Source organism: Tsuneonella dongtanensis (assembly GCF_001698205.1).
Lineage (GTDB): Bacteria > Pseudomonadota > Alphaproteobacteria > Sphingomonadales > Sphingomonadaceae > Tsuneonella > Tsuneonella dongtanensis.
Genome location: NZ_CP016591.1, coordinates 553667 through 565630, shown reverse-complemented (window position 1 = coordinate 565630; position 11964 = coordinate 553667). Strand labels below are relative to the sequence as shown.

Below are 11964 nucleotides of genomic sequence, written 5' to 3'. Positions count from 1 at the left end.
AGGGTTTCGCCGCGCGCTTGCGCTCGCTAGCGCAGGCGCGATGGCCATCTTCGCCCGCGCGCCGATCCGCATCCAGCCGTTCTTCGGCTATCGTAGCGAGACCCGCCTGACGCTGTCGGCACGGGCTTTGCGCGCGAGCGAGACCAGGTTCGCCCCCGGCAGCCGCGCGCGCGTGATGCGCACGATGCTCTCCCAGTTCGCCTCGCACGAGGTCGCAGGCCTCGCGGTCCGGCTCGAACTGAGGGACCCTGACGGTGCCGCCCGCGACCATCACGCCACGACGGACAAGGAAGGCTACGTCCATTTCGACGTCGCGCTCTATCCCGCCTGGCCATTCGCGAGCGCGCCGGAATGGGAGGTCGCCTGCCTGCACTGGCTGACGCCCGAGGGCCCGCAATGCATCGACGCCTATGTTCTCGCCCCCGGTGATGCGACCCGGCTGGCGGTCATCTCGGACATCGACGACACGATCGTCGAGACGGGGATCACCGGCGGGGTGCGATCGGTGGCGAAGAACTGGCGGCGGGTGCTCGCCGAACTGCCCGACGAGCGTATCGCGGTGCCCGGCGCCGACGTATTCTATGGCGCGCTCGGCGGCGGCGCGGTCCTGGCCGAGCCGGGGGGCGCGGGCACTCATTATGCGGCGACCCATCGCCCGTTCTTCTACATTTCATCCTCGCCGTGGAACCTCTTTTCCTACCTCGTCGCGTTCCAGCAGAGCCGCAACCTGCCACTGGGGCCGCTGCTGCTCCGCGATTGGGGTCTCAATCGCGCGACCTTCGGCTCGTCGAGCCACGGCGCACACAAGCGCGCCGCGCTCGACCGGTTGCTGGCATTCTATCCGGACATGCACTTCGCCCTCATCGGCGACGATACGCAGGGCGACCTGCCGGCCTATGCCGCGACGGTAGAGGCCTGGCCGGGCCGGATCGCCGCGGTCTTCATCCGCACCGCGGTCGGCCCCTTCTCGCCCGAAGAGAACGCCGGAAAGGCCGCGATCGAGGATGCCGGCGTGCCGCTGTGGCTGGGCAACGACTTCGCCACCGGTAGCGAGTTCCTGCGCGCGATCGGCATCTCCACCGGCGGCGAGACCGCGCAGATCGTCAAGACCGTCCAGGAGGGGAAAGCAGAATGAACCGGCGGCGGGCGAAGAGGTGGATCATGGGAGTCGCATTCGCATTCGGGTTGCTGGCGCTGGCGGCCTTCGGCCTCTGGCGCTGGGCGGAAGCGCAGGGCTCTGCAGCGACGCTCGAATGGGTCGACGCGCGGTTTCCGCGCTCGACCGCAGTCTCGCTGGCCGCGCGCGCGCAGTACGGGACCGACCCGGCCCAGCGAGCGGAACTCTGGGTGCCGGCGGGCGAATCCACCGACCAGGCCAAGCCGCTGGTTGTTTTCGTCCACGGAGGCGGTTGGCACTCGGGCGCGCCCGAAGACTATCGCTTCGTCGCGCGCACGCTGGGCGAGGCGGGCTTCGCAACCGCACTCGTCGGCTACCGGCTCGTGCCCGACGGGCGCTATCCCGCCATGCTGCAGGATACTGCGGCGGCCATAGCCTGGGCCCGCAAGGCAGCAGCAGGCAACGGCGTGGCCACCGACCGGATCGTCCTCGCGGGCCATTCGGCCGGCGCCTACAACGTGCTGATGATGACGCTCGATCCGCGGTGGCTGGCGGCTGCGGGCGTGCCGGAAAGCGCGATCGGAGGGACCATCAGCCTCGCCGGGCCAGCCGACTTCTATCCCTTCACCAGCGATTCGGCGCGCAACGCCCTGGGCCATGTCGACGACCCCGCGACGACCCAGCCCATCACCTTCGCGCGCGGTGACGCGCCGCCACTCCTGCTCATGCACGGGACGGCAGACACCGTCGTGCGGGTGCGCAATGCCCGCCGCCTTGCCGCTGCGGTCGAGGCCAGGGGCGGTCGCGTAGAGGAGCGCGAGTACGAGGGAATGGGCCATGCGGGAATCATCATGGCACTGTCCAAGCCCTTCGCGCAGGGCGGGATCGTGCGCGAGCCGCTGATCGACTTCGCCCGCCGGGTGACCGCGCCCGCGTCACCGGCAGAGTCGCCTTCAGTTCCGGTTCAGCGCGAAACCCGCTAGACGCAGGGCCGCATGCGCCTGCTCACCCGTATCCTCGCCGTTTTCGCGGCGCTGTCGCTCGTAGCGCAGCCGGCCGCGGCCCAGTCCATCCTGCGCGATGCCGAGACCGAGGCACTGCTCGACGACATGGCCGCGCCGCTGATCAGCGCCGCCGGGCTTGAGCCGGGCAATGTCGAGATCGTCCTCGTCGGCGACCAGAGCCTCAACGCGTTCGTCGCGGGCGGGCAGGCGATCTATATCCACACCGGCCTGATCGACGCTGCCGACAGCGCCGAAGAAGTGCAGGGCGTGATCGCGCACGAACTGGGGCACATCACCGGCGGGCACGTGATCAATTCGGCGGGAGCAAGCGAGGCGACCGGTATCTCGCTGTTGTCGCTCGTGCTGGCCGCGGCCGCCGCAGCAGCCGGATCGGGCGACGCCGCCATGGGCGTGCTCATGGCAGGCCAGCGCGCCGCTCTGGGCAAGTACCTGTCCTTCAGCCGCATGCAGGAAAGCGCGGCCGACGCGGCCGGCGCCGAGTACCTGTCGAAGGCGGGAATCTCCGGACGCGGCTCGCTCGCCTTCTTCAAGAAGCTGCAGAACCTCGAGTTCCGTTACGGCTACAACCCGAGTGACGACGACGCGTTCGTTTCGACCCACCCGTTGTCGGGCGACCGGCTTGCCCGGCTGACCGAAACCTACCAGGTCGATCCCGCATGGACCCGGCCGCCGGATGCCGCGCTGGAAAAGCGTTTCCAGCTCGCGAAGGCGAAGCTGGCCGGCTACATCCAGGAACCGGCGAAGACCCTGCGCGACTATCCGGAAAGCGATACGGGCATCGCGGCGCGCTATGCCCGGGCCTATGCGTTTCACAAGGACGCGCTGGTCGACAAGTCGCTTGCCGAAACCCGGGCGCTGATCGCGGCGGAGCCGGACAATCCCTATTTCCTCGAGCTCGAGGGGCAGGTGCTCCTCGAATCGGGTCGCCCCGCAGAGGCGCTGGCGCCCTTGCGCAAGGCGACCGCGCTCACGGGCAATGCCCCGCTGATCGCCGCCGTGTTCGGCCATGCGCTGATCGCGACCGAGGACACGGCGAACCATGCCGAGGCCGAGACCGTGCTGAGGGCGGCGGTCGCGCGTGATCGCTTCAATCCCTTCGCATGGTACCAGCTCGGCGTGATCTATGCCGCGCAGGGCGACATGCCGCGCGCGCGCCTCGCCAGCGCCGAGCAGCAGGCGATGAGCCGGCGCTACGGCGAAGCCCTTCGCAGCGCGCAGGCGGCTGTGGCCGGCCTGCCCAAGGGCTCCCCCGACTGGCTTCGCGCGCAGGATATCGAACTGCAGGCGCGCGCCGAGCTTGAACGCCAGAGCAAGCGTCGATAGCGCTTGCACATGAACCGGCTGCTCTCCTTCCTCCCCACCGCGCTCGTCGCGCTCGTCTTCGGTTTCCTGGGTGCGTGGGCGTTCGCGCTGTCCGGGCTGGGTGGCGAAGCGACCCGCGCCTGGCTGCTCGCGCATCCCGAGATCCTGCCCGAGATGGCCGAAGCCTACCAGGCCAACGAGGCGAAGGACCGCCTGGCCGATGTTGCCGACGAAGTGACCCGCCCGTTTCCCGGCGCTGTCCTCGGCAACCCCCAAGGGTCGGTCACACTGGTCGAATTCACCGACTACGGCTGCAGCTTCTGCCGCCAGTCGGTCGCCGACGTGAAGGCGCTGGTCGCGGCCAATCCCGACTTGCGCGTGGTCATGCGCGAATGGCCGATTTTCGAAGGCAGCGAGATGCCCGCGCGGATGGCGCTCGCCGCGGCACGCCAGGGCAAGTACGCCGTGTTCCACGACGCGTTGTTCGCTCACGGCACGCCCACCGACGCGACGATCGCCATCGCCGCCGAAGCTGCCGGACTGGACATGGATGCCGCACGTGCTTTTGCCCAATCCGAAGCGGCGACTTTCGAACTGCAGAACAACATCGCGCTGGCCCGCCGGCTCGGCTTTGACGGCACGCCCAGCTGGGTCGCGGGCGACAAGGTCTTCGCGGGCGCCGTCGGGCGCGAGCGGCTGGCCGAGGCGGTTGAGGCCGCGCGCAAGGGCGCCTGATGGCGCGCGTGGCTGCGAGGTCGATGGCCGGGGCAATCGCAGCCTTGGCTCTCGCGTCGGCTCCGGCGGTCGCAAGTCCCCAGGCCGATCGGGCGGGTCTCGTGAGGCTTCAGGCCGAAGACCTGCGACTCCAGTCGATCGGCTGGCGGCTCGCCACCGGCAATGCGGCGTATTGCGATGCACGCCCGGCGATCGGATTGCTGCTACAGGACATGGCCAACTACACCGAGCCTGCACGGATGCGCGCCGCGGCCGGCATCGCGGGCGACATCGCGGTGCAGGTAGTGGTCCCCGGAAGCCCGGCCGCACGCGCGGGCCTTGACGCGAATGCGGAGATTCTCGCGATCGACGGTCGGTCGATGGCCGATCTGCCACCGGTCAAGGCAGGTGACTGGCAGCGCCTGACCGCACTTCACGACGGCATCGATGCGGCCTTGGCCGCCAATGGCAAGGTGCGCATCGCGTGGCGGGGTGCCGAGGGACGATTGCGCGAAGAAACCATTGCCGGCGTACCCGCGTGCCCGTCGCGCTTTGAGCTGCTCGACAGCGGCGGCAGGGCCGTCGCCGACGGCAAGCGGGTGCTGATCGGGCGCAAGTTCGCCGGGTTCGAATACGGCGAGGACGAGATCGCCGCCGCGATCGCGCACGAGTTCGCGCACAACCTGCTCTCCCACAAGCTCTGGCTGCGGAAGGTGGGCCGGAAGCAGAAGAACATCCGTACGTCCGAGCGCGAAGCGGACCGCATGATGCCGTGGCTGCTCGCCAACGCGGGCTACGATCCGCAGGCGGCCGTCCGCTTCTTCGAGCGTTGGGGCCCCGGCAACGACGGGTGGATCTTCCGCGCCCGCACCCACGACGGATGGGACGAACGCGCGGAGGGTGTCGCCGCCGAGATCGAGGGCATGCAATCGCTGGTGCAGCCCGGCGGGCAGGCCGACTGGCGCCGCCATTTCCGCCGGGAAACGGGCTCCTAGGCCGCCTGCGCCTGCGCTTTCGCGTAGAGCGAGTTGATGGGCCGCGCCATCACCCGGCGCACGATCGGCTCGAAGAACTCGAGCGGTTCGCTCGCATAGTCGGGATCGAAGGCGGCCTGGTCGTACTTCTCGCAGAACTCGGCGCAGGCATCGAAATAGGGCGATCCGCGAAACTGTTCGCGCGATTCGCGATCCATGCCGAGGTAGTGGAAGTAGTAGTAGCCCTGGAAATGCCCGTGGTTCTGGCAGATCCAGTGCACTTCCTCCGACACGAACGGCTTGATGATCGAAGCGGCGACCTCGGGATGGTTGTAGGTACCGAGCGTGTCGCCGATGTCGTGGAGGAGCGCCATGACGACGTACTGGTCGTCGCGTCCGTCGCGGTGCGCGCGGGTGGCGGTCTGCAGCGAATGCTCGAGCCGGTCGACCGGGAAGCCGCCGAAATCGCCGTCGAGAAGCCTGAGATGTGTCAGCACGCGATCGGGCAATCCTTGCGCGAAAGCCATGTATTCGGAACCGATGATCGCCCAGTCTTCCTGGGTGCCTTCCTTCATCTCGCGAAACTTCGCACGCTCCTGGATGCCGTGCAGGGTGTCGTCGGTCACGTCCATTTCGTCTCTCCTTGCCGCAGGTCATACCGCATCAAGCGCGACTATGCCAAAACTTGTCTGACTGGCCCGAGAAACTAGGTTAGAGGCGGATCATGGCCATGCTGCCCTTCCGTCCCGCGCCGTTCTTCGACAACAAGAACGCCGCCTTCTGGAACCTGCAGTTCGCGGGCTGGGGCGGTGTGTTCGTGCTGCGCTCGACTTCCGCGATCGCCAACCAGCAGCCGTGGGACCTGCTGCTGGTGGTGCTGGTCCAGATCATCACCGGCTTCGCGATCAGCCTCGTGCTCAGCGTGATCTACGGCCAGCTCATCAAGAAGAGTGCTTTCGTGACCTGGAGCACGACGGCGCTCGTGCTGGCCACCGCGGTGGCGGTCTACGCCGCGATCGACGCCTGGCTGCAGGGCATCTACTACTCGGGCATCCGCGAGACGACATTCGTGCAACGGATGCTGGCGCTCGCGTATCTCGACGGCACGCTGCTCGGCGCCTGGTCGGCGCTCTACTACGCCATCAACTTCTTTCTCCAGGTCGAGGAACAGGCCGACCGGCTGGAACGGCTGGAGGCACAGGCGACCAGCGCGCAGCTCGCGATGCTGCGCTACCAGCTCAACCCGCACTTCCTGTTCAATACGCTCAATTCGATCAGCACGCTTGTCCTGCTCAAGCAGACCGAGCCCGCGAACGCGATGCTCACTCGGCTGTCCGCCTTCCTGCGCCACACATTGGTCAGCGAGCCGGGGAGCAAGGTCACCGTCGCGCAAGAAGTCGAAACGCTGCAGCTCTACCTCGGCATCGAACGGATGCGCTTCGAGGAGAGGCTGCGAACGGAGTTTCATGTGGAGCCCGAAGCGGCGAATGCCTGCCTGCCCTCGATGCTGCTCCAGCCGCTCGTCGAGAACGCGATCAAGTATGCCGTCAGCCCGCAGGAAGAGGGCGCATGCATCACGCTTTCCGCGCAACTCGTCGGACGGCGGCTGCGCATCGCCGTATCCGACACCGGCCCGGGCTTGCGCGACAATGCGGCGAGGGCCAGCGTTCCCAGCGCACTCGCGGGAGTGGGCAGGACGGTGTCGACCGGCGTCGGCCTCGCCAACATCCGCGACCGACTCCAGCAAGCTTACGGTGAGGACCACCGCTTCGAAATCCGCAACCCGCCCGAAGGCGGCTTTACCGTGATCATCGAGATCCCGCACGAAGCCGCCGAACGGCAAGCCCCGCCTGCGCAGGCGAAACCGCCTGCCGCCGATGTCGTTATTGCCCCGCGGCCCGAGCCGCGATCGATTGGAAATGCCGCATGACTATCCGCACCCTGCTCGTCGACGACGAAAAACTCGCCATCCAGGGCCTCCAGCTGCGCCTCGCGAAATTCGATGACGTCGAAATCATCGGCACCTGCGCCAACGGGCGCGAGGCGATCCGCGCGATCAAGACCGAAAAGCCCGATCTCGTCTTCCTCGACATCCAGATGCCCGGGTTCGACGGGTTCAGCGTTGTGAAGGGCGTGATGGAGATCGAGCCCCCGCTGTTCGTCTTCGTCACCGCTTTCGAGGAACATGCGATCCGCGCATTCGAAGCGAACGCCGTCAACTACCTGATGAAGCCGGTGGACGAGGACAAGCTGGCGGATACGGTCGAGCGCGTACGCCAGCGCCTCGCGGAGAAGCGCAGCGCCGAGGAGGCCGAAAAGCTCAAGAGCGTGCTCAGCGAAGTGGCGCCCGACGCCGCCGAGGAATTTGCCGCCGACGACGCCGCGCCGAGCGAGAGCGCCGACCGCTACGAGAAGCTCATCAACATCAAGGACCGCGGCCAGATCTTCCGCGTCGAGATCGATTCGATCGAGCATATCGAGGCCGCCGGCGACTACATGGTCATCTCGACCGGCAACAACAGCCTCGTCCTGCGTGAGACGATGAAGGATCTCGAGCGCCGCCTCGACCCGCGCATCTTCCAGCGCGTCCACCGTTCGACGATCGTCAACCTCAACCAGGTGCGCCAGGTGCGCCCGCACACCAATGGCGAATGCTTCCTGGTGCTCGACAGCGGCGCAGAGGTGAAGGTGAGCCGGAGCTACCGGGACGTGGTCGCGCGCTTCGTGCATTGATGCTTTTCGAGCGCGCCTCCGCGCGCTCTGCTGTCCGTAGCCCTTTTTTGCGCTAAGGCACCGGGATGGCATTGGATCTTCCCGGCTTCGATCTCTCCCGCTTCGTCCGCGAAACCCTCGCGGAGGACCTCGGCGAAGGATTGCCCGGCGGCGGTCGGGACGTGACGAGCGAAAGCGTGATCCCGGCGGACGCGCGGTTTTCGGGAGTGATGGACAGCCGCGACGCGATCGTCGTCGCGGGGCTTCCCGTGGCCGAGGCGTTCTTTCGCGCGCTCGATCCGGACATGACGATCGAACTGCTGGTCGAAGAAGGCGAGGAGGTGTCCCCGGGAGCGGACCTGATGCGCCTCGAAGGCAATGCCCGCGCGATGCTCACCGCCGAGCGCAGCGCACTGAACACCGTGCAGCATCTGTCGGGAATCGCGACGATGACCCGCGAGTATGTGCGGGCGATGGACAATCCGGCCTGCACCCTGCTCGACACGCGCAAGACGATCCCAGGTCTCCGCCATCTCGAAAAGTACGCCACCCGCATGGGCGGCGCGGCGAACCACCGGATGGGCCTGTGGGACGCGGCGATGATCAAGGACAACCACGTGCTGGTGGCGGGCACCGTGGGCGAGGCGGTGCGCCGCGCGGTCGCTGCGGGTGTGCAGGAGATCATCTGCGAGGTCGACCGGATCGACCAGATCGAACCCGCGCTCGCCGCCGGTGCCACCCGCCTGCTGCTCGACAACATGGACCCGGCCACCTTGCGCGAAGCGGTCGCGCTCGTCGCGGGGCGCGTCCCGACAGAGGCGAGCGGGGGTATCAACCTCGACACGATCAAGGCGAAGGCCGCGACCGGAGTGAACTACGTTTCGGTCGGCCGCCTCACCCAGAGTGCGCCCGCAGCCGACATCGGGCTGGATTTCACGCCGCTGTGACCTTTGTGAAGGGTCCGCGACCGCTGGCTGTTCGCGCTTTCGCCATCCTGTGCATCATGGCAGCGTTGCTCGGCTTGCTCGAAAGCCTGAGCGATTTCGGCTTCCTGCACGGAGACGGCACGTGGCATGTACCGGCCGACGAGGGCGAACGCGTCCGCGCTGTCAGCCTGACGTGCGCGCGGTTGAGCATCGCATTGATTCCCCTGGGGTTCATCTGGTTCCGCGCCAGCAACGCCGCCCGATGGCTGATCTTGATAGTCAGCGGAGTGAAGGTGTGGGCCACCGTCATCTCGGCCCGGGACAGTTTCGAGTCTCCCGCTGCACATCTCGACCCCCTGGGCGCGTTGGTATCATTGATCGGAGTCGTCGCCGCCGCCTTGTTGTTCACTCCCTCGGCCAACCGATGGTTCGCGGCCGCGCGGCAGCGGGTCGGATCCGTCTTTGAATAGGTCTTCCCTCCGGTCAGTCGCAGCGGCAGCGCTCGCCGGCGCCTTGCCGACGGCGGTCCACGCTCAGGCTTACCAGTGCCGCGCGCCCCAATCAGTGCAAGTGCCGCGAGTCCAGCCCGACGGGCCTGCTCGGCGTGTGCCGATCACCGCCTACACGTTCGCCCTCAGCTGGGCGCCCGAGTTCTGCAAAGGCCGCGAGACCCGCCCAGCGGACGCGGTACAGTGCTCGGGGCGCAGCGGGCGGTTCGGGCTGGTCGTGCACGGGTTGTGGCCCGAAGGACGCGGCACCTGGCCGCAGTGGTGCCCGACCGCCCGCAAGCTCGCGCCCGCCGAAGTGCGCCGGAACCTCTGCATGATGCCGTCGGCGCGGATGCAGGCGAACGAGTGGGCCAAGCACGGCGCGTGCATGGTGCGCCGCCCCGAGACCTACTTCCGGGTGACACGCATCCTGTGGAGCAGCCTGCGCCTGCCGGACCTCGACCGGCTGTCGAAAGAGGACAATCTCACCGTGGGCATGCTTCGCGACAGGTGGACCTATGCCAACCCCGCCTGGCCGCGCGAAGCGGTCGGCGTGAAGCTGAATCCGCGCGGATGGCTGCAAGAGCTGCGACTCTGCTACGATCGCAAGTTCATGCCCGAAGCGTGCGACAAGCGGCGAACCGGCGCAAAGGACGGCGCACCGCTGAAAATCTGGCGCGGGCTCTAGCGCCGCTCGCGGAAGAAATCGCGCAAGAGCGCTGCCGCCTCGCCCTCGCCGATTCCGGCCACCACCTCTGGCTTGTGAAGCGCCTGCGGGTGATCGAACACCCGTGCGCCGTGAGCGACCGCCCCGCCCTTGGGATCGGGCGCGGCGTATGTGACCCGGGCGAGCCGCGCATGGACGATCGCCCCCGCGCACATCGCGCAGGGTTCGAGCGTGACGAACAACTCGCACCCCGTCAGCCGTTCGTTGCCGAGTTCTTTCGCGGCGGCGCGAATCGCCGCGATCTCGGCGTGCGCAGTGGGATCGTGGGTCTCGCGCGGCGCATTGCGACCTTCGCCGATCACCGTTCCGTCCTTGACCACGACCGCGCCGATGGGCACTTCGCCCGCCTCGGCCGCCTCTCTGGCGAGTGCGAGAGCGCGCTGCATGGGCAGGGGAATCGGCCAGCGAGTCATCGAGCGGCTCTAGCAGCCGCTTGACGATTCGCGAGCCTCTCGCTAAGCGCGCGCCTTTCCCGGCACGGCCGTAACAGTTTACCGAAGAGATCAGTCATGTCCCGCATCTGCGAACTCACCGGCAAGGGCCGCCAGGTCGGCCACAACGTGAGCCACGCCAACAACAAGACCAAGAAGGTCTTCCTGCCCAACCTGCAGAACGTGACGCTGATGAGCGAGAAGCTCGATCGCAGCTTCAAGTTCCGCGTCTCGACCCAGGGCCTCCGCTCGGTCGAGCACAACGGCGGGCTCGACGCGTGGCTGCTCAAGACCAGCGACGAGAAGCTCTCGGCCAGCGCGCTCAAGGTGAAGCGCGAGCTGAAGAAGGCCGACAAGGCCGCGTAACTCGCCCGGAAGGCGATTGAAGGGGCGCCCGGTTCAGGCCGCGGCGCCCTTTTCGCGTCTATTGCGGCGGCAGGAACAGCAGCGGATCGAGGCGCGCGCCCTGCCATTCGAGCGACCAGTGGAGGTGCGGGCCGGTCGTGCGGCCGCTGGCGCCGACATAGCCGAGAAGCTGGCCCTGCGAGACCCGCTGGCCTTCGGTCACCGCCAGCCGCTGCGAATGCAGGAAGGCGCTGTTGAGCCCGCCGCCGTGATCGATCATCAGCAGATGGCCTTCGAGCGTGAACGGGCTCGTTGCCGCCAGCACGACAACTCCGTCGGCGGGAGCGACATAGGGAGTTCCCGCCCCCGGCGCGATGTCGAGGCCGGTGTGGTAGGATCCCGGCTCACCGCGATAGATGCGCTGCGAGCCGAACCGGCCCGAGATGCGCCCCTTCACCGGCCAGACGAAATCCTGCCGCCAGCCGCCCACGTCGCTTTCCACCTTGCGCGCGGCGGCGATGCGCGCAAGCTCGGGGCGACGCAGCGCCATGAAGGCCTCGGTCGATCCGCCCGGTCGGCGCGCGGCGTTGATTCGCTCGATCCGCCACGCCCTCGGCGAGACGGAAAGCGGGCTGCGCACCGTCCGCCCATCGGCGAGGCGCGCGGCGAGTGTGACGGTGCCGGGTGAATCGCGATCGAACGCAGCAAAGAAGCGTCCGTCGGAATCGAGCACCAGCGGCCTGTGCTCCAGCGTCGCGCTGACCGTTCCGCCCGGCGCCTCGCCCACGATCCAGCCGCCCTGTGTAAGCTCGCCGTCGAAGACGAAGGTGGGGGAACCCGTGACAGCGGGCGCCGGTGTCGGCACGGGTGCAGGTGTCGGACCGGGGGCCGGGGCGGGACTGCGAACCGGCTGGACTACCGCTACGCTCGTCGGCTGCGGCTCCCCGTCGCCCGCTGTGCAGGCGGCAAGCAGGATCGTCACTGTTGCGACCGCCGTACCTCTCACTCGCGAAGCAGCCTCCGCGTGGCGAGGTCGGCACTCGCATAGGCTTCCTGGAAATCGACGCTCCAGTAACGCAGCTCCTCGAGCGGTACCGCGACGCCGCTCACCGCGCAGAGCACGTGATCGCCGGGGCGCATTACGCGAAACCCGTTGGGACCGTAGATCAGTTGCGCGGGGCTGCTGCCCGATTTCATCAGCAT

The 11964-nt window shown here is 67.8% G+C and carries 15 protein-coding genes; 11 read left to right on the top strand and 4 right to left on the bottom strand.

All coding sequences use genetic code 11. The features are described 5' to 3' along the window. Positions 1-40 precede the first annotated feature (40 nt). The 5 genes from A6F68_RS02770 (at position 41) to A6F68_RS02750 (ending at position 5153) form a co-directional block, all read left to right on the top strand. Positions 41-1135, top strand: coding sequence for a phosphatase domain-containing protein (locus tag A6F68_RS02770; RefSeq protein ID WP_067676030.1), 1095 nt, complete (start codon positions 41-43; stop codon positions 1133-1135). 26 nt (positions 1136-1161) lie between these two features. Next, entirely contained in the window at positions 1162-2100 is a 939-nt protein-coding gene (locus A6F68_RS02765) for an alpha/beta hydrolase (RefSeq protein WP_198152655.1), read from the top strand. Between the two features lie 12 nt (positions 2101-2112). Continuing rightward, positions 2113-3465 (top strand): M48 family metalloprotease, encoded by a 1353-nt coding sequence (locus A6F68_RS02760; RefSeq protein WP_067676024.1) that lies wholly within the window; start codon positions 2113-2115, stop codon positions 3463-3465. A 9-nt stretch (positions 3466-3474) separates the two neighbouring features. Next, the gene (locus A6F68_RS02755; RefSeq protein WP_067676021.1) at positions 3475-4179 is read left to right on the top strand and encodes a DsbA family protein; all 705 of its coding nucleotides are present in this window, start codon (positions 3475-3477) and stop codon (positions 4177-4179) included. Between the two features lie 101 nt (positions 4180-4280). Beyond that, entirely contained in the window at positions 4281-5153 is an 873-nt protein-coding gene (locus A6F68_RS02750; RefSeq protein WP_198152654.1) for a PDZ domain-containing protein, read from the top strand. On the opposite strand, the gene A6F68_RS02745 is transcribed toward A6F68_RS02750, so the two are convergent. Then, a complete protein-coding gene (locus tag A6F68_RS02745; RefSeq protein ID WP_157096626.1) occupies positions 5150-5764 on the bottom strand; it encodes an HD domain-containing protein in 615 nt (204 codons plus the stop codon). The genes A6F68_RS02750 and A6F68_RS02745 overlap by 4 nt on opposite strands. A 92-nt stretch (positions 5765-5856) precedes the next feature. Here A6F68_RS02745 and A6F68_RS02740 point away from each other — a divergent pair, with 92 nt between their 5' ends. From A6F68_RS02740 to A6F68_RS02720, 5 genes are all read left to right on the top strand, one after another. Next, positions 5857-7062, top strand: a complete 1206-nt coding sequence (locus tag A6F68_RS02740) for a sensor histidine kinase (protein WP_067676016.1) — start codon at positions 5857-5859, stop codon at positions 7060-7062. Further along, complete coding sequence (locus tag A6F68_RS02735) at positions 7059-7865, top strand: LytR/AlgR family response regulator transcription factor (RefSeq protein ID WP_067676014.1); 807 nt, start codon at positions 7059-7061, stop codon at positions 7863-7865. Before A6F68_RS02740 ends, A6F68_RS02735 begins: the two co-directional genes overlap by 4 nt. Before the next feature lie 65 nt (positions 7866-7930). Beyond that, entirely contained in the window at positions 7931-8791 is an 861-nt protein-coding gene (gene nadC, locus A6F68_RS02730; protein ID WP_067676011.1) for a carboxylating nicotinate-nucleotide diphosphorylase, read from the top strand. Positions 8792-8847: 56 nt separating this feature from the next. Further along, a complete protein-coding gene (locus A6F68_RS02725) occupies positions 8848-9240 on the top strand; it encodes a hypothetical protein (RefSeq protein ID WP_157096625.1) in 393 nt (130 codons plus the stop codon). A 100-nt stretch (positions 9241-9340) separates the two neighbouring features. After that, positions 9341-9946 carry a ribonuclease T2 family protein gene (locus A6F68_RS02720; protein ID WP_232308186.1) on the top strand — a complete coding sequence of 202 codons (606 nt, stop codon included), beginning with the start codon at positions 9341-9343 and terminating at the stop codon, positions 9944-9946. On the opposite strand, the gene tadA is transcribed toward A6F68_RS02720, so the two are convergent. Continuing rightward, positions 9943-10398 (bottom strand): tRNA adenosine(34) deaminase TadA, encoded by a 456-nt coding sequence (tadA, locus tag A6F68_RS02715; RefSeq protein WP_067676002.1) that lies wholly within the window; start codon positions 10396-10398, stop codon positions 9943-9945. The genes A6F68_RS02720 and tadA overlap by 4 nt on opposite strands. 96 nt (positions 10399-10494) lie before the next feature. Here tadA and rpmB point away from each other — a divergent pair, with 96 nt between their 5' ends. Next, complete coding sequence (gene rpmB / locus A6F68_RS02710) at positions 10495-10782, top strand: 50S ribosomal protein L28 (protein WP_067675999.1); 288 nt, start codon at positions 10495-10497, stop codon at positions 10780-10782. Positions 10783-10840: 58 nt separating this feature from the next. On the opposite strand, the gene A6F68_RS02705 is transcribed toward rpmB, so the two are convergent. Together A6F68_RS02705 and A6F68_RS02700 are read right to left on the bottom strand one after the other, a co-directional pair. Beyond that, complete coding sequence (locus tag A6F68_RS02705; RefSeq protein WP_232308185.1) at positions 10841-11767, bottom strand: M23 family metallopeptidase; 927 nt, start codon at positions 11765-11767, stop codon at positions 10841-10843. Then, positions 11764-11964 carry a DUF2093 domain-containing protein gene (locus A6F68_RS02700; RefSeq protein ID WP_067675996.1) on the bottom strand — a complete coding sequence of 67 codons (201 nt, stop codon included), beginning with the start codon at positions 11962-11964 and terminating at the stop codon, positions 11764-11766. Before A6F68_RS02700 ends, A6F68_RS02705 begins: the two co-directional genes overlap by 4 nt.